This window comes from Lentzea sp. NPDC051208 (assembly GCF_040682435.1).
GTDB lineage: Bacteria > Actinomycetota > Actinomycetes > Mycobacteriales > Pseudonocardiaceae > Lentzea > Lentzea kristufekii.
Map to the genome: position 1 here is coordinate 34,415 of NZ_JBFBAW010000013.1, position 22,360 is coordinate 56,774.

Below are 22,360 nucleotides of genomic sequence, written 5' to 3' on the forward strand. Positions count from 1 at the left end.
TCTCCGCAGTAGAGGGGGCCCTTTCGCGTGTTCACCGAAGATCTGAGCCCTACGGCTCTTCGCGCTGGCGGCGCAGCTTGGCGAGAGCCTCTTCGAGGATCGCCTCACCGTCCGCGTCGGAGCGCCGCTCCTTCACGTACGCAAGGTGCGTCTTGTACGGCTCGTTGCGCGGAGGCGCGGGTGGCGTCTGCTCGTCACGACCTGCCGGCAGGCCGCAGCGCGGGCAGTCCCAGTTCTCCGGAACCTCCGCGTCGACCGCGAAGGAAGGCCGGGACTCGTGACCGTTCGCGCACCAGTACGACACCCGACGACGAGGCGCGGACTCGCCGCGCTCCGATTCGCCCATCGGGCCTGCGCCGACGCGGGTACCGCGAATCGCGTTACCACCGGACATCGACCGTTACACCCCCACCAAGTGGTTACCCCAAGCCCCTGAAGGCTTCTGCCGCTGAACGGTTGATCAGGCTCCGGGGAGCTTGATCAGCAGCCCGATGCCCACGATGGCGATGACCCAGACCGCGCCGACGAAGAGAGTCAGGCGGTCGAGGTTCTTCTCGACCACGGAGGAACCGGACAGACTCGACTGCATACCGCCGCCGAACAGCGAAGAAAGGCCGCCACCACGGCCGCGGTGCAAGAGCACGAGCAGCACCAGGAGCACGCTGGAGACGATCAACAGGATCTGCAGGAACAGGATCATTTCTTCCTCGCTGTCAGGCAGCCGACGCCATAGAGTACCTGTTCGACTGCCGAACGTGTGCAACCAGTGGGGTTAGTGGTTTATCCAGATCAACTTAGGGCAGAGGCCCGCCGGCAGCCAATGCGCACAGCTTGGTGAATTCGTCCGCCTGAAGGCTGGCACCGCCCACAAGGGCACCGTCGATGTCCTTCTGCCCGATCAGCTCACCGATGTTGGACGACTTGACCGAACCGCCGTAGAGCACCCGGACGACCGCCGCGGTCTCCTCGCCGTACTTCTCCGCCACGAACGAGCGGACCAGCGAGCACACCTCCTGAGCGTCCGCGGACGACGCGGTGCGGCCGGTGCCGATGGCCCACACGGGCTCGTAGGCGAACACGATCTTGGCGACCTGCTCGGCCGTGAAGCCCTTCAGGCCGTCCTCCAGCTGCTGGCGCACCAGCTCCAGGTGACCCTTGGCCTCGCGGACGTCGAGCTTCTCGCCGAAGCAGAAGATCGGGGTGACCTCGACCTTCAGCGCCGCCTTGACCTTGGCGTTGACGATGGCGTCCGTCTCGCCGTGGTACTCGCGCCGCTCGGAGTGACCGACGACGACGTAGTGGCAGCCGAGCTTCGCGAGCATCGGGCCCGACACCTCACCGGTGTAGGCGCCCGAGTCGTGCTGCGAGATGTCCTGCGCGCCGTACTTGAGCAGCAGCTTGTCGCCGTCGACCAGCGTCTGGATGCTGCGGATGTCGACGAACGGGGGAAGAACGGCGACCTCGACCTTGGCGAAGTACTTCTCCGGGAGGGAGAAAGCGATCTTCTGCACGAGGCCGATGGCCTCGAGGTGGTTGAGGTTCATCTTCCAGTTGCCCGCGATGAGCGGGAGACGGGCTGCCATCAGGACTCCAAAACGCTGATGCCGGGGAGTTCCTTGCCTTCAAGGAACTCCAGAGACGCGCCACCACCGGTGGAGATGTGCGAGAAGCCGTCCTCGGGCAGGCCCAGCGCACGCACCGCGGCAGCCGAGTCGCCGCCGCCGACGACGGTGAACGCGTCGGACTTCACGAGCGCCTCGGCGACGGCACGGGTGCCGCCGGCGTAGGTCTCGATCTCGAAGACGCCCATCGGGCCGTTCCAGAACACCGTCTTGGCGTCGGCGAGCTTCGACGCGAACAGCTCGCGCGACTTCGGGCCGATGTCGAGGCCCATCTTGTCGGCGGGGATCGAGCCGGTGCCGACGACGTCGTGCTCGACGTTGCCGAACTCGGCCGTGACCAGCACGTCGACCGGCAGCACGAGCTCGACGCCGCGCTTCTCGGCCTCGGCGAGGAAGCCCTTCACCTGGTCGAGCTGGTCGGACTGCAGCAGCGACGTGCCGACCTCATGGCCCTGGGCCTTGAGGAACGTGTACGCCATGCCGCCGCCGATGAGCAGCCGGTCGACCTTGGCCAGCAGGTTCGCGATGACGCCGAGCTTGTCGGACACCTTCGCGCCGCCGAGCACCACGACGTACGGGCGCTCCAGGTCGTCGGTGAGCTTCTTGAGGACCTTGAGCTCGGCCTCGACGAGACCGCCGACGTACGCGGGCAGCTTCTGCGCCACGTCGTAGACCGAGGCCTGCTTGCGGTGCACGACACCGAAGCCGTCGGACACGAACGCGTCCGCGAACGACGCCAGCTCGTCGGCCAGTGCCGCGCGCTCCGCGTCGTCCTTCGAGGTCTCGCGGGCGTCGAAGCGGACGTTCTCCAGCATCACGACGCCACCGTCGGTGAGCGCGCCGACCACGGTCGTGGCGGACGGGCCGACGAGGTCGCTCGCGAGCGCGACCTCGGTGCCGAGCAGCTCACCGAGGCGAGCGGCGGCCGGGGCCAGGGAGAACTCGGGGTCCGGCTCGCCCTTGGGGCGGCCGAGGTGAGCGGTGACGATCACGCGGGCACCCGCGTCGGCGAGTGCCTTGATCGTCGGCACCGACGCGCGCACGCGGCCGTCGTCGGTGATCTTGTCTCCGTCGAGGGGGACGTTCAGGTCGGCGCGCACCAGGACGCGCCGACCCGCGACACCCTCGGCGAGCAGGTCGCTGAGAGTCTTCACTGACTTCCCGTCCCTGCTCAGATCTTGGAGGCGACGAGCTTGACCAGGTCCGCGAGGCGGTTGGAGTAGCCCCACTCGTTGTCGTACCAGCCGACGACCTTGACCTGGTTGCCGATGACCTTGGTCAGCGGCGCGTCGTAGATGCACGAGTGCGGGTCGGTGACGATGTCGGCCGACACGATCGGGTCCGTCGAGTACTTGAGGATGCCGGCCAGGGGGCCCTCGGCGGCGGCCTTGTACGCGGCGTTGATCTCGTCGACGGTGACCTCGCGCTTGAGCGTGACGGTCAGGTCGGTGGCCGAGCCCGTGGGGATCGGCACGCGCAGCGCGTAGCCGTCGAGCTTGCCCTTGAGCTCCGGCAGCACCAGGCCGATGGCCTTCGCGGCACCCGTGGAGGTCGGGACGATGTTCAGCGCGGCGGCGCGGGCACGGCGGAGGTCGCTGTGCGGCGCGTCCTGCAGGTTCTGGTCCTGCGTGTACGCGTGGATCGTGGTCATGAGGCCCTGCTCGATGCCGAAGCTGTCGTTCAGCACCTTGGCCAGCGGCGCGAGGCAGTTCGTGGTGCAGGACGCGTTCGAGATGATCGTCTGCGAACCGTCGAACTTCTCCTCGTTGGCGCCGATGACGACCGTGAGGTCCTCGTTCTTGGCCGGCGCGGAGATGATGACCTTCTTGGCGCCGCCCTCGTCCACGTGCGCACGGGCCTTGGTGGCGTCGGTGAAGAAACCGGTCGACTCGACCACGACGTCGACGCCGAGGTCCTTCCAGGGCAGAGCGCCCGGGTTGCGCTCGGCGAGAGCCTTGATGACCTTGCCGTCGACGGAGATTCCCTCGTCGGTGACCTGCACGTCGGCGTCCAGACGACCGAGGATGCTGTCGTACTTCAGCAGGTGCGCCATCGTGGCGACGTCACCGAGGTCGTTGAACGCGACGATCTCGATGTCGTGGCCGCCGGCCCTCACGGCGCGGAAGAAGTTGCGCCCGATGCGACCGAAACCGTTGACACCTACACGAACCGTCACGACTGACTCCTTGCGTTCAGCTTGGTAGGAACAAGCCCACCCTATCTGCCGAACTGCGTCCCTGGTCACAGGGATAGTGAGTATCTCTGGATCGAACCAGAAAAACCTGCTCCGACTAGGCCGTTCGGCGGTGCACCGCGCGGAGCATCCAGAGGTACGCGCTCAGCTCCTCCGCAGCCTCCGCGGCGGTGCGGCAGGCCTCCGGACCGGTCTCCTGCGCGTGCGTGCCGACCACGGCCGTGATCCTGGCGAGCCACTCGTCCACGACGGGCCGGTCCTGGGGCGGCACGAGCGACGCCGCCGGGTCCGCCGGTCTGCTCTGCGCTGTCATGGACCGATCCTGGCGACGCCCGGAAGGACCGTTCAATACCCCGAAACAGCGGGTGTTACGGACCGTTACGCGCCGGTACGGTCAATGGTCATGACGGCCACCGCCGCCTGCGTGACATGTGGGAACCCGCTTCCCGAGGCGGTCGCGGGCCGACGCTACTGCTCCAACGCCTGCCGTCAGCGCGCGTACCGCGAACGCAGCTCGGCTCGCGAGGACTCCCCGCAGGACTCGGCTCTCCCGGCGCCGCTCGACACGTTCGTGGGCCGCCGTGAGGAACTCGCCTCCCTGGCGCGGCTGGGCGCGGACCGTCTCGTCTCGCTGGTCGGCCCTGCGGGCGCGGGCAAGACCAGGCTGGCCGTGCAGCACGTGAGCAGACGTGCCGACCAGACGTGGTGGGCGCCGCTGGCACCGGTGTCCGACGCCGTCCAGGCCATCTACACCGCGGTCGGCGCGCACCCGTTGCCGAACCGCTCGGTGCGCGACGCGGTGATCGCCGAGATCGAGCGGCACCGGCGCCCGTTGCTCGTGCTGGACAACTGCGAGCACCTGCTGGCGGACGTCGCCGACGTGGTGTCGGAGCTGCTGGCGTGCTGCCCGCGGCTGCGTGTCCTGGTGACGTCTCGGGAGCCCCTTCGCCTGGCCGGGGAACAGGTCTTCGCGGTCGGGGAGCTGGAGCTGCCCCCAGGCGAGGCGGACGTGACCGAGGCCCTCCGTTACGACGCGGTGGTCCTCTTCCGCGACCGTGCGATCTCGGTGGACCGCTCGTTCGAGGTGGACGCCACGAACGTCGCCGACGTCGTCGCCGTGTGCCGTGCCCTCGACGGCATGCCGCTGGCGATCGAACTGGCCGCGCGGCGCATCACCGTGCTCTCCCCCGCCGACGTCCTCGCCCGGCTGGGCGACCGCCTCGCGCTGCTGACCGCGGGTCCGCGCGCCGCCGAGGACCGGCACCGCACGCTGCGGACCGCGATCGGCTGGAGCTACGACCTGCTGTCCGAGGAGGAGCAGGCGGCGTCGCGCCGGCTCGCCGTGCTGGGCGTGCCGTTCGACCTCGGGGTGGCGAGCGCGGTCTGCGGTGTCCCCGACGCCCTGGAACTGCTGACCGGTCTCGAACAGAAGTCGCTGCTGGTGGTCGACCGGGCCGGTGGTCACACGACGTTCCGCCAGCTCGAATCGGTCCGGCTCTACTGCTACGAGCGCGCTGTCGCGTACGCAGAATTCTCTCTCGTGGCCGACCGTGTCGTCGAGTGGGTGTGTTCGGTGGTGGAGCCGGAGATCTCGTCGTTCTTCCCGTCGCCGCCCGTCGTGCTGCGCCTGGACCGCAACGTCGGCCTGCTCGACCTGGCCGTGACCCGCACCGCGCAGACCGGCGACTGGTCGCGGCACGCGCTCGCGATCGTCGCGACGGCCTGGACGTCGACCCCGCGCGGCCCTCGCGGCGCCCCCACCGAACTGCTGCACCAGGCGCTGTCCCGGCCGATGCCGCGGGCGTACCGCAGCGTTCTCGCGGTGCTCGCGGCGATGCACCACCGGGTGCGCGGTGGCTGGCACGTGACCCGCCGGTTCGCCGAGGAGTCGCTGGCGATCGAACGCGCCGACGCCCGCCGTCCCGGCACGACGGCCCGCGCGCTGGAGGTCCTCGCGTCCGCCGAGGCCCACACCGGCCACCCGGAGCTGGCCTGGCGACTCTTCGACGAGGCCGCCGCGCTCCTGCGCGAACCGGACGACAAGCTGGCGCGCGCCATCCTGCTGAACTCCTACGGCTGGACGTTGGTGCAGCACGGTTTCGCGGACCGGGCGGCTCCGCTGGTCCGCGAGGCGGTGACGCTGACCCGCCTCATCGGCCTGCCGCACATGCTGAACCCGGTCCTGCACACCGCGGGCGCGATCGCGTTGGCGCACAAGAACTACACCGAGGCCATAGACCTGTTCCGCGAGAGCCTCGAAGTGGGTTCCGAACACCCGATGGACCAGTACTACGACCTGGAAGGGCTCGCGCTGGGCCTGGTCGGCGCGGGTTCCGACGACGAACGCGCCCTTTCCCTGCTCGTGTCGGCCTCCGCCGTCCGCACCCGCTACGACTTCCGCGCCGAGCCGTACTGGCAGGCCCTGCTGGACGAGGCGCGGGCGGTCTGCCGCGAGCGGATCACGGCCGGCCGGCTGCGCGCCGCCGAGTCGACGGGCGAGCGGATGTCGTTGGCGCAGGCCATTTCCTACGCCCTGACCGCGCAACCCCACGCCGAGGACGACGGACTGGTCTCCGCCCGCGAACTGCACGTGGCGACGCTGGTGGCGGAAGGGCTGACGAACCGGCAGATCGGCCAGCGGCTCGGCATCTCCCCGCACACCGTCGCCCGGCACGTCACGCAGGCGCGTTCCAAGCTGGGGCTGCGGTCGCGGGCCCAGCTCGCCGTGTGGGCGGGCCGTCAGGCCACCTGATCGACCAAGACCGCTGCCCGCACCCAGGTCCGGGTGCGGGCAGCGGTGTGCGGGTGTACGCGTCAGCCGAGGCCGGCTCGTCCCGGGGCCTAGACCTCTGCTTCGAGCATCTCGGCCGTGACCGCGGACTCGGTGTCCGGCAGCCCCAGGTCCTTGGCCCGCTTGTCCGCCATGGCCAGCAGACGCCTTATACGGCCTGCCACCGCGTCCTTGGTCATCTGCGGGTCCGACAGCTGGCCCAGCTCCTCGAGCGACGCCTGGCGGTGCGCGAGGCGCAGCTGCCCGGCGGCGGCCAGGTGGTCCGGCGCCTCCGGCCCGAGGATCTCCAACGCCCGCGCCACCCGTGCGGCCGCCGCGACGGCCGCGCGGGCCGAGCGGCGCAGGTTCGCGTCGTCGAAGTTCGCCAGCCTGTTCGCGGTCGCGCGGACCTCACGCCGCATCCGGCGCTCTTCCCACGCCATCACGCTGTCGTGCGCGCCGAGCTTGGTCAGCATCGCCCCGATGGCGTCGCCGTCCCTTATCACGACGCGCTCGGCCCCGCGGACCTCGCGCGACTTGGACGAGATGCCCATCCTGCGCGCCGCGCCGACCAGCGCGAGCGCCGCCTCGGGACCGGGGCAGGTGATCTCCAGCGACGAGCTGCGACCGGGTTCGGTCAGCGAGCCGTGCGCCAGGAAGGCACCGCGCCACGCGGCTTCGGCGTCGCACACACCACCGGACACGACCGGCGCGGGCAGGCCGCGCACCGGGCGGCCGCGCGGGTCGAGCAGACCGGTCTGCCGGGCGAGACCCTCGCCGTCCTTGACCACGCGGACCACGTAGCGGGTGCCCTTGCGCAGGCCGTTCGACTGGATCGTGAAGACCTCGGCGTGGTGGCCGTAGAGCGCCTGGATCTCCTTGAGCAGCCTGCGGGCCGCGGAACCCAGGTCGAGCTCGGCCTCGACGACGACCCGGCCGGACACGATGTGCAGGCCGCCGGCGAACCTGAGCAGGGAGGACACCTCCGCGCGGCGGCAACAGGTCTTGGATACCGCGAGCCTGCTCAGCTCGTCCTTGACCGCCGACGTCATCGCCACTGGCCAGTCCCTCCCACTCCGGTCTCCACGACCACTTGCCTCAGGCAACCGGCAAGTGCCTCCGGATCATGCCGCTCTGCGGCGTCCGGTGCGGCGATCTTGGCCAGATGCGTACGCGCACCCAGTGCCGAGGCGGCTCGCGTCAACCGGTCCGGGGTGGGGACCGAGTCGACGTCGGCGATCACCGCGTCCACCTTCAGCTCGGGTGCGTGTTCGCAGACTACGTCCAAATGCCGCTCCGGAGAGAAACCAGCGGTTTCACCCGGTTGGGGGACGAGATTGAGCACGAGGACCTTCTTGGCCCGCGTGTGCACGAGCGCGTCGTGCAGATCGGGCACCAGCAGATGCGGCAAGACGCTGGTGAACCACGATCCGGGCCCGAGTACCACGACATCGGCCTCAAGTACAGCCTGTACTGCTTCCGGACAGCCGGCAGGTCGCCCGTTCGGGGCGGTCAACCGGATGCGCTGCACCAGTCCGGGCGTGGTCGCGATGGCGACCTGCCCCCGGATCCGCCGCACGTCCGTCTCGTCCTCGTCCAGCCCCACGACGTCCGCCTCGATGTCGAGCGGCTCGTTCGACATGGGCAGCACCCGGCCCTTGACGCCGAGCAGCCTGCTGGTGAGGTCGAGCACCGCGACGGGGTCGCCGAGCTGCTCGAGCAGCCCGGCGATCACCAGGTTGCCGACCGCGTGCCCCGCGAGCGCCCCGGTGCCGCCGAAGCGGTGCTTGAACAGCGACGTCCACCGCCGGCTGGCCTCGTCGTCCCCCGCCAGCGCCGCCATGGCCTTGCGCAGATCACCAGGTGGCAGCAGGTCGGAGAGCTCGCGCCGAAGCCGCCCGGAAGACCCACCGTCGTCCGCGACCGTCACCACGGCCGTCACGTCGTCGGTGACCTGCCTCAACGCACTCAGCGTCGCGTGCAGCCCGTGGCCGCCACCCAAAGCAACAGCTTTCAACTTCGTCACTCACGTCCCAGATCCCTGTGCACGACCTTCACGGCCGTGCCGTCCTCGCTGGCCAGCCGCCCGGCCAGCTCTTCGCTCAGGGCGACACTGCGGTGCTTGCCACCGGTGCACCCGATAGCGAGCGTCAGGTAGCGCTTGCCCTCACGCCGGTAGCCGGCACCGATGAGCCTGAGCAACTCGTGGTACCGATCAAGGAACTCGTCCGCGCCCTCCTGGGACAGCACGTAGTTGCGCACCTCACCATCGAGCCCCGTCTGCTCCCTGAGCTCCGGGATCCAGAACGGGTTCGGCAGGAACCGCACGTCCATGACGAGATCCGCGTCCATCGGCAGCCCGTACTTGTACCCGAAGCTCAGCACCGTGACCCTGGTCCGGCTGGCCGTTTCGCTGCCGAACGAGTCCTCGATCTTGGCCCGCAACTGGTGAATGCTCAACGCCGACGTGTCGACCACGAGGTCGGCTTCCTGCTTGAGCGGCGTCAGCAGGATCCGCTCGGCCTCGATGCCGTCCTGCAACCGCCCGTCCCCCTGCATGGGGTGACCGCGCCGCACCGCCTCGAACCGCCGGATCAGCACGGCGTCGGTGGCCTCGAGGAACAGCACGCGCGGCTTGTACCCCCGCGCGTCGAGGTCCTTGATGATGGCGGCCAGGTCCTCGGTGAACGCGCGGCTGCGCACGTCCATGACGACCGCGACCCTGGTGATCGCCCCGCGCGCCTGAGCGCCGAGCTCGACCATGGTGGCGATGAGTTCCGGGGGCAGGTTGTCCACGACGAACCAGCCGAGGTCCTCCAGGCACTTGGCCGCGGTGCTGCGGCCCGCACCGGACAGCCCGGTCACCACGGCGACTTCGATGCCGGACTTCTCCGCGTTCACGACTACGACTCCGTTACCTGTTCATGAGCGCGGCTCTGCCGCTCTCGTTTGGGCATGCTCTCGTTTTGGGGCGAGCGCTCGTTGCTGGCGAGTTCTCGGTGTGGGTGAGCTCTCGTTCTTGGCGAGCTCACGTTCTCCGCGAACTGTCGTTCTTGCGAGTTCTCATTCTGGGCGAGCTCTCGGTGTCGGTGAGCTCTGGTTCGGGCGAGTTCCGGTTTTGCGCGAGCTCTCGTCGGGCAAGCTCGACGTCGAGCCAGGCCGCGACCGGACGCGCCCTTGGAGAGTCTCCACTGGAACGGCCCTCACGTGCGGCAGGTTCGACAGTTGAGACGCTACGTGGCGCGGCCGGTTTCGCCACCCGGACGAGTGAACCTCGTCCTGATCCACGCCTGACACCGTCTAGTGGATGTCACGAAACCATGGTCATCTTCGCCGCGACAGAAGGAGGGAGCACGCGGGTCGAGCACCTCGTCTCACACGCCGTCCACACCTTTCTCAACACCAGCCCCACATCTCACAATTCCAGCCAGGTCACTCACGACGCCGACCTCACGTCAGCGCCAACCGCGGACCCCACACGCCCACCGCAGACTTCGCACATCAAACGCGGACGTCACAACGCCGACCGCGATCCCGGCCCGATCCGCGGACGCGCGCACCGCACCGCGCCGCGCCGCGCCGCGCCGCGCCGCGCCGCACCGCACCGCACCGCACCGCACCGCACCGCACCGAAAGCATGACCGGTGCGGCGGGTGGGACAAGCAAGAGGCACCGCACTCACACCGCGACCGGATAGCTCGACTGGAACGCCAGCCGCGCGTCGGAGCCCGACGCGATCCGGTCAAGCTCGTCGTCCAGCGCCATGAACACCTCCCACGCCTCCTGGCCCACGGCCTTCGCCAGCCTTTCGGTCACCAGCTGTTCCAGGTCCGGGACGCGCTTGGCCTTCCACACCTTGTCCGCCAGGCTGACCAGCAACTCCTCCAGGCTGATGCCCGGCGCGGTCCACGAGGCGTGCGTCCGCGCGAACCGCGCCAGCCGCTCCTCGACCCCGCGCTCTCGCAGCAGCGCGTGGCCCGCCGGCTCGTGCGCCGAGCCCGCACCGGACAACTCGTTGGGGTGCAACACCTTCCCGATGTCGTGCGTGGCCGCGCCGTACAGCACCGCCTCGCGGTCGACGGTGACCGACGGGTGGTGCCGCTCGACCCAGTCGACGAGTTCGCAGGCGACGTCGTGCACGGCCCGCAGGTGCGCGACCAAGCGCGGCGAAGCCCGCAGCTCGATCAGCAACTCCTCGACGGGCGCGGGTAACGACCGCAGCGGCACGGACTCCGTCATGGCTCGGCGCGCCGGCGACTGGTCCTCGCGAACCGCAGCACGACCGAACCGCGACGGGCTCTCGCTCACCGCAGCAGGCCGAACCGACGACGAACCGTCGTCAGACGACGGCAACGGCCGTGACGGCAACGTCGGTAGCAACGGCGGTGACGGCAACGTCGGTAGCAACGCCCGCGGTAAAGGCGACGGCGACCGCGGTGACGGCGACGAACCTTCCCCCGTCACACCGTTGCCAGGCAACGAAGACCCGGCACCCGCCGGCTCCTGACCCATCAGGAGTTCCCGCCCGACGAAGCCAAGGTCGCCACCACGGCCTCCGCGGTGCGGCGGCCCACTCCCGGCACGTCGCTGATCTCGTCCACTGTGGCCTGTCGCAGCTTCCGCACCGAGCCGAAGTGCTTGAGCAGTGCGGCTTTGCGGGTCTCGCCGAGGCCTGGCACCTCGTCGAGGGCCGAGGTGGTCATGCGCTTCGAGCGCTTCTGGCGGTGGTAGGCGATAGCGAAGCGGTGGGCCTCGTCGCGGACCCGTTGGAGCAGGTACAGGGCGTCGCTGGTGCGCGGGAGGATCACCGGGTCCTGTTCGCCCGGGACCCAGACCTCCTCCAGGCGTTTGGCCAGGCCGACCACTGCCACGTCGGTGATGCCCAGTTCGGCCAGGACGTCGGAGGCCGCTGCGGCTTGGGGGCCCGCGCCGTCCACCACCAGGAGGTTGGGCGGGTAGGCGAACTTGCGGGGTTTGCCCGTGTCCGGGTCAATGCCCGGGTTGGGGCCGCCGGAGGCGGTTTCGCGGAGCATGGCCTGGAAGCGGCGGCGGACCACCTCGGCTATCGAGGCCACGTCGCCCTCGGTGGCTGCCTCGCGGAGGGCGAAGCGGCGGTAATCGGACTTGCGGGCCAGGCCGTCCTCGAACACCACCAGGGATGCCACCACGTCGGTGCCTTGGACGTGGCTGATGTCGATGCACTCGATGCGCAGCGGGGCGGTGTCGAGCGCCAGGGCGTCCTGGATTTCCTGCAGTGCGGCGGAGCGGGCGGTGAGGTCGCCGGCGCGGCGGAGTTTGTGCTGGGCGAAGGCTTCGGAGGCGTTGCGCGCCACCGTTTCCATCAGGGCCCGCTTGTCGCCGCGTTGCGGGACGCGCAGGACGACTCGCGAGCCCCGTTGCTCGGACAGCAGGTCCTCCAGGGCCGGGGCGTCGTCCGGGAGCACCGGGACCAGCACCTCGCGCGGGGTGCTCTCGGTGTTGTCGCCGTAGAACTGCATGATGAACTGGTCGACGAGGCCGCCGTCGTCGAGGGCCTCGACCTTGTCGAGCACCCAGCCGCGCTGGCCGCGGACACGGCCGCCCCGGACGTGGAAGACCTGGACCGAGACCTCCAGCTCGTCCTGTGCGAACGCCATCACGTCGGCGTCCGTGCCGTCGCCCAGCACGACGGCCTGCTTCTCCATCGCGCGGCGCAACGCGCCGAGGTCGTCGCGCAGGCGGGCGGCGCGTTCGAACTCCAGCTCTTCCGAGGCCTGCAGCATCTCGCGTTCGAGGCGGCGGACCATGTTGTCCGTCTTGCCCGCCAGGAAGTCGCAGAAGTCGAGCACGATGTCGCGGTGCTCGTCGGCCGACACCTTGCCCACGCACGGCGCCGAGCACTTGTCGATGTACCCGAGCAGGCAGGGGCGGCCGATCTGGTTGTGCCGCTTGAAAACGCCCGCCGAGCACGTGCGCGCGGGGAACACGCGCAGCAGCAGGTCGAGCGTCTCGCGGATGGCCCAGGCGTGGGCGAAGGGGCCGAAGTAGCGCACGCCCTTCTTCCGGGGGCCGCGGTACACGTGCAGGCGCGGGTAGTCCTCGTGCAGTGTGACGGCCAGCACCGGGTACGACTTGTCGTCGCGGTACCGGACGTTGAAGCGCGGGTCGAACTCCTTGATCCAGTTGTATTCGAGCTGCAGCGCCTCGACCTCGGTGGAGACGACCGTCCACTCGACGGAGGCCGCCGTCGTCACCATCTGGCGCGTGCGCGGGTGCAGCCCGGCCAGATCCGCGAAGTACGAGTTCAGCCTGCTGCGCAAGCTCTTCGCCTTGCCGACGTACACGACCCGGCCACCGGCGTCGCGGAACTTGTAGACGCCGGGAGCCTCAGGAATCGTGCCCACCGCGGGGCGGTACGTCGAGGGATCTGCCACGCCCTTCAGACTATCGACGCGGTCCGACAAAAACAGAAAGGGTCAGGTCAGGACCACTTGGTCGCCGTTGACCTTGACCGCGACCGCGCGCAGGCCGGTCGTCGCCGGCCCCTTCTTCACCGCGCCGTCGGAAGCATCGAACTGGCTGCCGTGCGAGGGGCAGGTGATGGTGCCGCCGGAAGGCTCGGCGACCATCGAACCCTGATGCGGGCACGTCGCGTCGAAGGCCTTCACCTCGGTGGCGGAGATGCGCGCGACGACGATCTTCTTGCCGCCGGGGGCGTCGACGACGGCGCCGCCGCCCTCGGGTACGTCGGCCAGCGCGACGAGCGCGGTGCCGCTGGTCCCGGCGGATCCCGTCGGAGTCGAACCGCCCTGGGTGGGAGTGCTGCCGCCAGAACCGGTCGGAGTCGAACTGCACGCCGTCACGAGTCCGCTGGGCACGGCGAGGGCAACCGCGATTCCGCACAGCGCCGCGCGCCTGCTGACCAGGCTTTCGGTGTTCAAGACCGGTCCTCCGTGGTGGTGGGTGTTCGGGGTCACACCACAGCATTACGCGAACGGGTCGGCGAGAGTTCAGCGAGAAGCCCGATGCACAGCAAACGCACAGGTCTCAGCCGAGCACCAGATCGTCTCCGGAACGGACGACCGCGACCTCGGCGAGACCCGATTCCGCAGGTCCTTTGCGGACTGCCCCGGTCGAGGCGTCGAAAGTGCTCCCGTGCAACGGGCAGGTGATCACGCCACGGGCAGGCGGGTTGACCATCGAACCCACGTGCGGGCACGCCGGGTTGAACGCGCGGAATTCACCCGATCGAGGTTGCACGACCAACAGCTGGGCGTTGCCGGGCATGTCCACCAGCACACCGGAGCCGTCGGGCACCGCGGAGACGGCGACGACGCGGTCTCCGGGCCGGGCGGTGCCGGCACCGCCCGTCTTGCGAGGAGCGGGCTCGCCACAGGCGCTCAAGGCGGCGGCGAGCCCACACAACAACACTGATCGACGATCCACGAGCACCGATTATCGGCGCTGGTCCTCGGCGGTGGCCTGCCGGGCCAGTGCGAGCACGGCGGTGAACGGCGGGAACCAGTGCCGCGAGTGCGACGGCGGGTTCGCCCAGCGCAGCGATCCGTACCTGGTCATCGTCGGCGGGAGCGCGATCCGGTGCGGCGACCGCACGAACTGGACCTCCGGCGGCGCCTTCAGGTGCGTCGGCAGCAACGCCACCAGTTCGGCCAGGAAGATCCAGTGTTCGCGGGGGCCGGGGATCACCGTGACCGGTCCGGCGAGCATCCGCGACTTCAGGTCGGCCAGGACTCGCGACCCGATCCGCGCCGGCATCGCCAAGGCTGTCGTGGCGGGGCCCAGGGGCAGGAACACGCCCTGCTCGGTGACGGTGACCTGCCAGCCGAGCAACCGGTAGCCGGCCACGGCCTCCCCGATCGCCCGTGCGTGTCCCCTGTTCTGTGGGATCCCGGCCGTGCCGGTCTCCGCGGTCGTGAGGCTCATCGGCGGTTGTCCTCCCCGTTGGTGGGTCAGGCACTGGTCGCGGCCACGGGGATCCACCCGCAGCCTGACGTTGTGCAGGGTCCTTCTCACTTCCCGCCAACACCACTCGCCTGCTGCATGGGCCTCATGCAGCAGGCGTATGAAGCTCATCCGCCGGGCGGGGGTACCAGGACTGCGACACGCGAACCCATTACGTCTTATGCATGAGATGGATGGACTGACGATCACACGTCCGTACACTTGGGAAACGCTCAGTGACGGGGGCGAGGCCGATGGATGCAGCGAGACCCAGATCCAGACGCGCTTGCCCGTGCGGGGCGTTCATCGCCGCCGACAACTCCGATCGGCTGTGTCACCGGTGCCGTCGCAACGCTCGTGCGGACGTGCACGGACCACCCGAGGTCCCGAACGACTTCTGGGACCATCCCGCGATCGTCGCCGCATGCACCGACCGCGACATGGGTGCGCTGATCTCCGCGTATCGGCACCACCCCCGGCACCTCAGCCGGGTCACGCAGGACCGCATGGCGGCGTGGCTCGGCATCAGCCAGGCGCAGCTCTCGCGTTACGAGTCGGGCGAGAACCAGATCGACCGCCTCGACCGGCTGCGCCACTTCGCGCTGGTGCTCGGTGTACCGGGCGAACGACTGTGGTTCGACCGCGTCGTCATCCCAGCTCAGGTGGGCTCCCCTGACACCGGCCCGCCAGACGTGCTCGCCGCCCCCTGGGAGGCGACGAGCATTGCCCGTTCGGTCGAGGAGACGGCGAGGAGCGACTTGGCGATCAGCAGACGAGCGGCGCTCACCGGAGCCGCCGCGGTGACGGTGGGGTCCGCACTGGTCGAGCCGCTGCAGCGGTGGTTGCACCCCCTGCAGAACCTGTCGAAGTGGTCGTCGCACTCGGCGATCAGCGAGGAGGAACTGTTCGCGTTGCAGCGCGTGGCCGACGGGCTGCGCGGCTGGGGCGGCCGGGGCGGCTACGGACTGGCCCGCAAGGCCGTCCTGGGTCAGCTCGACGAGCTGGCCGAACGCCTGGGCCGGGCACCGTCCGGCCCGACGACGGAACGCGCGTTCTTCATCGGCGCGGAACTGTCGAAGGTGGCGGCGAGCATGTCGTTCGACGCCGGCCTGCACAACGCGGCCCAGCGCTACTACGTGCTGGCCGTCCGCATGGCCAAGGCCGGCCACAACGACGGCTTCGCGGCGCTGTGCCTGGCGGCCATGGCGAGGCAGATGTTCGACCTGGGCCGTCCCGAGGACGGCCTGGAGCTCGTCCAGCTGGGCCAGTACGGCACCCGCCGCACCGGCACGCCGACGCTCAAGGCGCTCCTGCTCACCCGCGAGGCCTGGGCCTACGCGAGCATGGGCAAGACCCGCGAGTTCCACCAGGCCGTGGGCATGGCGCAGGAGAGCTTCGCCCAGCGGGACGCGGACAACGAACCGCGCTACCTGCACAGCTTCGACGAGGCCGAGCTCGAGGGCGTCATCGGCGCCCGCTGCCGCGACCTCGCGATGCACGACCCGTCCCAAGCCGTGTTCGCCGAACAACACATCCGGCGGGCTCTGGCGTTGCGGGACCCGTCGAAGGTGCGCAACCGCGCCTTCGACGTGATCGGACTGGCGCGCACCAAAATGGTCGCGGGAGACCCGGAGGCAGCGTGCGGGTTGATCAACGAGGTCCTGCCGACAGCGGCGAAGCTCTCCTCGGGCCGGGTCCTGCGCAAGCTGGAGGACTTCGCGAAGGAGGCGGCACGGCACCGCCACATCCCCGCCGTGCAGGACACCCGAGACGCGATCAGAGCGATCCGGACCGCTTGATGCGCGTCGGCATCACCGGCCACAGCAACCTGGTGCCGGAGTGCGTGCCCGCCGTCCAGGCCGCCATCACGGAGGTGCTGGAACGGCTGGGCACCAACCTGGTGGGCGTGACCTGCCTGGCTCCGGGGGCCGACCAGGTCTTCGCCAGGGCGGTGCTGGCCCTGGGCGGTGAGGTGGAGGTGGTCCTGCCCGCGCTGGACTACCGCGACCGCCTGAAGCCGCACCAGGTGGCCGACTACGACGAGCTGCGCGCGGCCGCCACGGTCGTCAGCGTCCTCCCGCACATGTCGAGCGGGCGGCTGGCGTACGTGGCGGCCAACGAACGCATGCTCGCCTCCGTCGAGGTCCTGGTGGCGGTGTGGGACGGCGTCCCGGCCCAGGGCAAGGGCGGTACGGCGGACGTGGTGGAGCAGGCGCGCGCGTCCGGTGTGCCGATCGAGGTCGTCTGGCCGGACGAGGCGCGCAGGAAATCCTGAGTGAGCTGGTGGTGTGGCTTGGAAGGTTGCCAGGCGAATTCGCGGTCAGACGAGGCGCCCTGCTGAGCGTGAATCACCCAGCCGCCCTTCCAAGCCACACCACTAGGCCGAGTGAGGGAAGTTCGTCGGCAACCGGACCAACTCCCCTCACAGGCCTAGCCCCGCCCACCGGGCTTGATCACGATTTCGGGGCATGGCAGCCGATCCGTTCGCCCGCCTGGCCGACCGCCAGCAGTCCCTGCGAACAGCCTTGCGGGCCCTCCAGGCCGCGGGCCCCGGCAGCCCGGACTTCCAGCCCCTCCTCGCCACCACGAACGCCGAGGTGGAAGCGGTCATGCAGGCCCGCAGGGACGTCGAAGCGGCCAGGCTGACCACCCCGAACCGCGTGATCGCCATCGCCACCACCGCCGCGGCCCTGGTCGTCGCCGTGGGCTGGTTCGACGCCTGGTCGCTGCTCTCGCTGCTGGTGGCGGTGGCCACGGCCGCGTCGGTCCTGGTGGACCCGGCGGGCCGGCGGATCTTCGAACCGCGGGCCAGGACCACCGCGATCAGCGCGGCCCTCGTGGCCACCCTCCTGACCCCGCTGGCCAGTGGCTGGGCGACACTGATCACCGCGGCGGGCATCGCCTGGTGGGCCTGGAGGACGCTGAAGTGAACATCGATCCGGTCAAGGCACTGGACGGCAAGGTCGAGCGGCTCAAGAAGGAACTGAAGTCGCTGGAGACCCGCATCGACCACGCCCAGACCGACGCGGCGCACCAGCAGCTCAGCCAGGCGAACCAGCTCAAGGACACCACCCGCAAGCTCACCAAGACCAACGACCGCGTCACCGAGCTCGCGGAGAGCGTGCACCGCCTGGAACGGCTCCTGGTGGCGCTGAACCGGAAGGTGCGGGCGGGCGAGACCCAGAAGGCGGACTTCGACCACTGGCCCGAGATCGGCGAGGCACAGCTCGCCAAGATCCTCAAAGGCCAGGAAGCCTACGCCCGCAGGGCTTTCACCCCGCAGGAAGCCAAGGACACGCGCAAGGCCATCGCCGAGTACGACCGGGTGGCCCTGGAGGCGATCGAGGCCGCCGAGGCTCTGACGCACCTCCCGCCCACGGCGGAAGTGTTGTGGCGCAAGAACTACCAGCAGTGGCGGTCCATCACGGACCGGGAACGCCCCGAGGCCCCGGATGACGACACGCACACCAAGGACACCGTTGCCAAGTCGGCCGGCAACGAGGCCATCGCGCACGTGCGCCAGCTGATCCGCGCGCGCATCGAGGACGCGGTGGCACGGGATCTGCTGTTCCCGGCGTGGTTCGAGAACGTGCTCGGACCCGCCGCGCCGCCCGGCAAGGCGGACGACTGGCTTTACACCGCAACGGATGTCGTGTTGTACCGGCTGCTGCACGGCATCACCAGCCCAGCGGACGCGCTCGGTCCGGCGCCCGAGGAAGAAGGGCACCGCAAGACCCTGCACGACCGCCTGACCGGCGAGTGCGCGGACTACCGGAGACCGTGAGAAAGCCCGGGCAGGGCGCCTCTGCCCGGGCACTCAACTCACGCCAGCTCCAGGCTGAACCGCTGCTGCACGGCGTCCACCGCGAGCACCTTCACCCGCACCGAGGCACCGACCTCGGCCTGGCGGCCGTGCAGGAGCCCGTGTGCACCGGCGGGGTGCTCGATGAACGAACCGAAGGGAACGGTCGAGACGACCTTCCCCGAAAAGACATCACCAACGTTGGGAAGCATTGCGCATCACCTCCTCTCCCGTGCGCGCATCCAGAGGAACGGATGTACGCGGGGGCTGGAGGGGCCCTGATCAAGTCAGGGCCGGGCAACCGTTCCGCTCACGGCACAAGGCCGACCCGGCAGTCATGCCGACAACCCTAGCCACCGCAGGCCGTTGTCCGCAACGGAATCTAGGATCGTCACATGCTGGAGACGTCCGCACGGCTGCTGAAGCTCCTGTCCCTGTTGCAGGTGCGGCGTGACTGGACGGGCCCGGAGCTCGCCGACCGGCTCAGCGTCGACGTGCGCACGATCCGCCGCGACGTGGACAAGTTGCGCAGCCTCGGTTACCCCGTCACGTCCCTGCCCGGCGCGGCCGGCGGCTACCAGCTCGGGGCGGGCGCGGAACTCCCGCCGCTGCTGCTCGACGACGACGAGGCGGTCGCCGTCGCGGTCGGACTGAGGACGGCGGCGAACGGTTCCGTCGCGGGCATCGAGGAGACGTCGGTCCGCGCCCTCACCAAGCTCGAACAGGTGCTGCCCACGAGGTTGCGGCGGCGAGTGCAAGCACTGCAGGCGCACACCACGGCCCTGCCGGCCGCGGGTCCGACGGTCGACCCGGAGACGCTCACGATCATCGCCGCCGCCTGCCGCGACCACCAGCAGCTGCGCTTCACCTACGCCCCGACGCAGGGCGAGCCGGCGAAACGGCTCGCGGAACCGCAAGGTCTCGTGCACACCGGCCGCCGGTGGTACCTGGTCGCGTGGGACGTGTCCAAACAGGACTGGCGAACGTTCCGGGTGGACCGCATCACCGAGCAGCCCTCGCTCGCGGCGAGGTTCACGCCCCGCGAACCGCCCGCGCCGTCGCTGGGCGAGTTCGTGTCGAGGCAGGTCGCCTCCAGCGTCTACACCTACCAGGCAGTGCTCACGATCCACGCACCCATGCAGGCAGTCGCGGAACGCACCACGCCGATGTCCGCGGCGCTGGAACCGATCGACGAGAACTCGTGCCTCATGCGCACGGGCGCCGACGCGCTCGAACGGATCGTGTGGCACCTGCTGTTCCTGGGCTTCGAGTTCGACGTGCACGAACCGGCCGAACTCAGGGACTACGTCGAAACGCTCGTCGGCAGACTCCAGAACGCGATTACAGTGCGGGAGTGACAGTGGACTTCGCGACGGCCGCCGACCCGTTCAGACGGGAGCTTCTCGCGCACTGCTACCGGATGCTCGGCTCGCTGCACGACGCCGAGGACCTGGTGCAGGAGACGTACCTGCGCGCGTGGAAGGCGTACGGCCAGTTCGAGGGCCGCTCGTCGGTCCGCACCTGGCTGTACCGGATCGCGACGAACGCCTGCCTCACCGCCCTGGACGGCCGCACGAGACGCCCGCTGCCGTTCGGTCTCGGCACCCAGGCGGCCACCGAGACCGACCCGCTCACCGAGGACCACGAGATCCCGTGGCTGGAGCCGTTCCCGACCGATCCGGCCGCGATCGTCACCGAACGCGAGTCCACCCGGCTGGCGTTCGTCGCGGCCCTGCAACACCTTCCGCCGAGGCAGCGCGCGGTGCTGATCCTGCGGGACGTGCTGAAGCTCAGCGCCGCCGAGACGGCGGACGAGCTGGAGATGACGGTCGCGGCCGTCAACAGCGCTCTGCAACGGGCGCACGCGCAGCTCAAGGACCTCAGCGAGGACGAGGTGGTGGAGCCCGCGGAGGCGAAGCCGTTGCTCGACCGGTGGGTGAAGGCCTTCGAGGCCAAGGACATCCCGGCGATCATCGGCATGTTCGCGCAGGACGTCGTGTGGGAGATGCCGCCGTACCCGCAGTTCTACCGGGGCCCGGACATGGTCGCGTGGCACCTCGCGAACCAGTGCCCGGCAGTCCCGCACGGCGCCAGGATGATCGCCACCGAGGCGAACGGGCAGCCCGCGTTCGGGCTCTACCTGCGCGGCGAGGACGGCGTGTTCCGGCCGTTCAACCTCCAGGCGCTGGAGGTTCGTGGCGGCCGGATCACGCGCGTCTCGTCGTTCTTCGACCTCAGTCTGTTCCCGCGGTTCGGGCTGCCTTCGACCGCATGAACTCGGCACGGTCCAGCGGCCGGTTCACGATCCGCATGTCGCCGATCCAGCCGTGCAACGACTTCTCGACGACCTTGTTGTACGCGTAGGCGCCGACGAGCCACGGGTCGCCGGCGGTCGAGATGCCGCGTGCGGGCGTGGACGGGTTGCGCAGCAACGGAGAGCCGTCGACGTACAGCGTGGTGTGCACGCCGTCGTTGACCACGGCGATGTGCCACCACGTCTCGTAGTCCATCTCGTGGCCCCAGTTCGTGGAGATGCCCGGCAGGTTGCGCGGGAACACCGCCCACTGCAGCTGACCGCCACCGGCGACGTTCAGGGTCGCGATCGGCTCGCTCGGGTCGTCCCCGGTCTTGCCGGCCGCGGAACCGGGCGCGAGCTTCGTGAACAGGCCGCACCAAGGGTGGTTGAAGTCCTTGGGCAGCTTGAGGAACACCTCGATGGTGTAGCCGCGCTCGAACGTCTCCCTGTTCACCGGCGCCGAGTCCACGGTGGACAGGTGGCCGTCCTTGCCGAAGTACAGCGAACGGTGCGACGGCGCGAACCGGCTGTGGTCGTCCGAGGCGGTCAGCGAGCCGGTCTGCCGCAGGTCGTTCCCGTTGCCCGACAGGTCCTTCAGGCCCTCGCCGAGGCGCCAGTACGCGACCGTGCCGCGCACCAGCACGTCACGGGCGGGCTGCGGCGCGGGCAGCACCGGCGGGTCGAAGCGGGCGAACCGCTGCTCGAAGTCGATCGGCACGCTGAACCGGTCGGCCGGGCCGGTCAGCTCGGTCTCCTTGCGCTCCAGCGGGTTGAGCGACTTCTTGCCGAGCAGCCACGGCGACAGGGTGCGGACGTCGATCACTCCGCGGTCCAGGTCGAAGTGGTAGAACCGGATCATCGCGCCGCCGCCGTAGTAGCGGTCCTGGTAGTTCGTGATGTGCACGTGCACGTCGTTGCCGGCGGTGTTGCGCATCGTCGTGCGGGCGGGCGGCCAGAAGTGCCCGTTCAGCGTCAGGAAGATCTGGTCGTTGTCCTTGATCAGCTCGTTCCACAGCCTGCGGCCGTAGTCGGACATCGCGGCGGTGCCGTCGCCACCGTCGTAGGCCAGTTCGTGCGTGGTGAGGATGACGGGCAGCTTGGCGTGCTGCTTGAGCACAGAGCGCGCCCACTCGAAACCCTGGGCGGACATGCGCCAGTCCAGCGCGAGCACCAGCCACTCCTTACCGGCCGCGCGGAACACGTGGAACGTGTTGTAACCGTCGGCGCTCGCCCCGCGGAACGTCGGCGAGGTGCGGAACCGCCGCGGCCCGAACCTGTCGAGGTACGGCGTGGGCCCGCGCTGGTCGTCCAGCCGCGAGTTCGGCACGTCGTGGTTGCCCGCGAGCACGCTGTACCCGATCCGGCGGCGGTCGAGCACCTCGAACCGCTCGCTGATGTCGTCGATCTCGCTCTTCTGCGCGTTCTCGACCAGGTCGCCGAGGTGGCTGATGAAGACGATGTTCTCGGACTTCCGGCGGTCGACCAGGTACTGCAGCGTGGCCTTCAACGGCGCCGAGTCACCGCGGTCGAGGTCGAACATGTACTGCGTGTCCGGGATCACGGCGAGCGTGAACCGCCGGGCCTCGGGGTCGGGACGGCCTCCGACAACGTTGTCAGCGGTGGCGGAACCAGGCGTGACCAGGGCGGCAGCGGCGGCGGTCGCACCGGTGCCGAGCAGGAAGGAACGGCGGGACGCGGTCATGGCGCGGAGCGTAGGTGTGCTGGGCCAACGGCA

General features: G+C 69.7%; 23 protein-coding genes. 7 read left to right on the top strand and 16 right to left on the bottom strand.

All coding sequences use genetic code 11. From position 1 onward, the window contains the following. Positions 1-49 precede the first annotated feature (49 nt). The 6 genes from AB0M48_RS28930 to AB0M48_RS28955 form a co-directional block, all read right to left on the bottom strand. Complete coding sequence (locus tag AB0M48_RS28930) at positions 50-394, bottom strand: RNA polymerase-binding protein RbpA (RefSeq protein ID WP_030470277.1); 345 nt, start codon at positions 392-394, stop codon at positions 50-52. 66 nt (positions 395-460) lie between these two features. Then, positions 461-700, bottom strand: a complete 240-nt coding sequence (secG, locus tag AB0M48_RS28935; protein WP_089958273.1) for a preprotein translocase subunit SecG — start codon at positions 698-700, stop codon at positions 461-463. A gap of 94 nt (positions 701-794) precedes the next feature. Then, entirely contained in the window at positions 795-1,583 is a 789-nt protein-coding gene (tpiA, locus tag AB0M48_RS28940; protein WP_363847924.1) for a triose-phosphate isomerase, read from the bottom strand. Further along, a complete protein-coding gene (locus tag AB0M48_RS28945) occupies positions 1,583-2,776 on the bottom strand; it encodes a phosphoglycerate kinase (RefSeq protein ID WP_363847927.1) in 1,194 nt (397 codons plus the stop codon). The genes tpiA and AB0M48_RS28945 overlap by 1 nt, the downstream gene beginning before the upstream one ends. Before the next feature lie 17 nt (positions 2,777-2,793). After that, entirely contained in the window at positions 2,794-3,798 is a 1,005-nt protein-coding gene (gene gap / locus AB0M48_RS28950) for a type I glyceraldehyde-3-phosphate dehydrogenase (RefSeq protein ID WP_090105218.1), read from the bottom strand. A gap of 115 nt (positions 3,799-3,913) precedes the next feature. After that, positions 3,914-4,129 carry a hypothetical protein gene (locus tag AB0M48_RS28955; protein ID WP_363847931.1) on the bottom strand — a complete coding sequence of 72 codons (216 nt, stop codon included), beginning with the start codon at positions 4,127-4,129 and terminating at the stop codon, positions 3,914-3,916. 90 nt (positions 4,130-4,219) lie between these two features. Here AB0M48_RS28955 and AB0M48_RS28960 point away from each other — a divergent pair, with 90 nt between their 5' ends. Next, positions 4,220-6,568 carry a LuxR C-terminal-related transcriptional regulator gene (locus AB0M48_RS28960; RefSeq protein ID WP_363847934.1) on the top strand — a complete coding sequence of 783 codons (2,349 nt, stop codon included), beginning with the start codon at positions 4,220-4,222 and terminating at the stop codon, positions 6,566-6,568. A gap of 89 nt (positions 6,569-6,657) precedes the next feature. Here the strand turns inward: AB0M48_RS28960 and whiA are convergent, their stop codons facing one another. The 8 genes from whiA to AB0M48_RS29000 all read right to left on the bottom strand — a co-directional run bounded on the left by whiA (position 6,658) and on the right by AB0M48_RS29000 (position 14,509). Then, positions 6,658-7,644 (bottom strand): DNA-binding protein WhiA, encoded by a 987-nt coding sequence (whiA, locus tag AB0M48_RS28965; RefSeq protein ID WP_030478101.1) that lies wholly within the window; start codon positions 7,642-7,644, stop codon positions 6,658-6,660. Beyond that, entirely contained in the window at positions 7,635-8,603 is a 969-nt protein-coding gene (yvcK, locus tag AB0M48_RS28970; RefSeq protein WP_363848538.1) for a uridine diphosphate-N-acetylglucosamine-binding protein YvcK, read from the bottom strand. Before yvcK ends, whiA begins: the two co-directional genes overlap by 10 nt. 5 nt (positions 8,604-8,608) lie before the next feature. Further along, positions 8,609-9,487: an RNase adapter RapZ gene (gene rapZ / locus AB0M48_RS28975; RefSeq protein WP_363847939.1), complete on the bottom strand. Its 879-nt coding sequence runs from the start codon at positions 9,485-9,487 to the stop codon at positions 8,609-8,611. A gap of 777 nt (positions 9,488-10,264) precedes the next feature. Then, positions 10,265-10,825: an HD domain-containing protein gene (locus AB0M48_RS28980; protein WP_363847942.1), complete on the bottom strand. Its 561-nt coding sequence runs from the start codon at positions 10,823-10,825 to the stop codon at positions 10,265-10,267. A 272-nt stretch (positions 10,826-11,097) separates the two neighbouring features. Then, on the bottom strand, positions 11,098-12,999 hold the full coding sequence (gene uvrC / locus AB0M48_RS28985) for an excinuclease ABC subunit UvrC (RefSeq protein WP_363847945.1): 1,902 nt from the start codon (positions 12,997-12,999) through the stop codon (positions 11,098-11,100). Between the two features lie 42 nt (positions 13,000-13,041). After that, on the bottom strand, positions 13,042-13,506 hold the full coding sequence (locus AB0M48_RS28990) for a Rieske (2Fe-2S) protein (protein ID WP_363847948.1): 465 nt from the start codon (positions 13,504-13,506) through the stop codon (positions 13,042-13,044). Positions 13,507-13,612: 106 nt separating this feature from the next. Continuing rightward, the gene (locus tag AB0M48_RS28995; protein ID WP_363847951.1) at positions 13,613-14,011 is read right to left on the bottom strand and encodes a Rieske (2Fe-2S) protein; all 399 of its coding nucleotides are present in this window, start codon (positions 14,009-14,011) and stop codon (positions 13,613-13,615) included. 9 nt (positions 14,012-14,020) lie between these two features. Beyond that, a complete protein-coding gene (locus AB0M48_RS29000) occupies positions 14,021-14,509 on the bottom strand; it encodes a hypothetical protein (protein ID WP_363847954.1) in 489 nt (162 codons plus the stop codon). A gap of 383 nt (positions 14,510-14,892) precedes the next feature. Between AB0M48_RS29000 and AB0M48_RS29005 the strand changes: the two genes are divergently transcribed. From AB0M48_RS29005 to AB0M48_RS29020, 4 genes are all read left to right on the top strand, one after another. Next, positions 14,893-16,326 (top strand): helix-turn-helix transcriptional regulator, encoded by a 1,434-nt coding sequence (locus AB0M48_RS29005; RefSeq protein WP_363847957.1) that lies wholly within the window; start codon positions 14,893-14,895, stop codon positions 16,324-16,326. Continuing rightward, complete coding sequence (locus AB0M48_RS29010; RefSeq protein WP_319987162.1) at positions 16,326-16,802, top strand: hypothetical protein; 477 nt, start codon at positions 16,326-16,328, stop codon at positions 16,800-16,802. Before AB0M48_RS29005 ends, AB0M48_RS29010 begins: the two co-directional genes overlap by 1 nt. Before the next feature lie 193 nt (positions 16,803-16,995). Continuing rightward, positions 16,996-17,457 carry a hypothetical protein gene (locus AB0M48_RS29015; RefSeq protein WP_319987163.1) on the top strand — a complete coding sequence of 154 codons (462 nt, stop codon included), beginning with the start codon at positions 16,996-16,998 and terminating at the stop codon, positions 17,455-17,457. Next, a complete protein-coding gene (locus AB0M48_RS29020; protein ID WP_363847961.1) occupies positions 17,454-18,311 on the top strand; it encodes a hypothetical protein in 858 nt (285 codons plus the stop codon). The genes AB0M48_RS29015 and AB0M48_RS29020 overlap by 4 nt, the downstream gene beginning before the upstream one ends. Positions 18,312-18,349: 38 nt before the next feature. On the opposite strand, the gene AB0M48_RS29025 is transcribed toward AB0M48_RS29020, so the two are convergent. Further along, a complete protein-coding gene (locus AB0M48_RS29025; protein ID WP_363847964.1) occupies positions 18,350-18,541 on the bottom strand; it encodes a S1 RNA-binding domain-containing protein in 192 nt (63 codons plus the stop codon). A gap of 183 nt (positions 18,542-18,724) precedes the next feature. On the opposite strand from AB0M48_RS29025, the gene AB0M48_RS29030 reads away from it, so the two are divergent. Next, positions 18,725-19,687: a YafY family protein gene (locus tag AB0M48_RS29030; protein ID WP_363847967.1), complete on the top strand. Its 963-nt coding sequence runs from the start codon at positions 18,725-18,727 to the stop codon at positions 19,685-19,687. Further along, positions 19,684-20,604 (top strand): sigma-70 family RNA polymerase sigma factor, encoded by a 921-nt coding sequence (locus AB0M48_RS29035; protein WP_363847970.1) that lies wholly within the window; start codon positions 19,684-19,686, stop codon positions 20,602-20,604. Before AB0M48_RS29030 ends, AB0M48_RS29035 begins: the two co-directional genes overlap by 4 nt. On the opposite strand, the gene AB0M48_RS29040 is transcribed toward AB0M48_RS29035, so the two are convergent. Further along, positions 20,564-22,327, bottom strand: a complete 1,764-nt coding sequence (locus AB0M48_RS29040) for a LamG-like jellyroll fold domain-containing protein (protein ID WP_363847973.1) — start codon at positions 22,325-22,327, stop codon at positions 20,564-20,566. The two genes, AB0M48_RS29035 and AB0M48_RS29040, sit on opposite strands and share 41 nt — an antisense overlap. Positions 22,328-22,360: the final 33 nt, after the last annotated feature.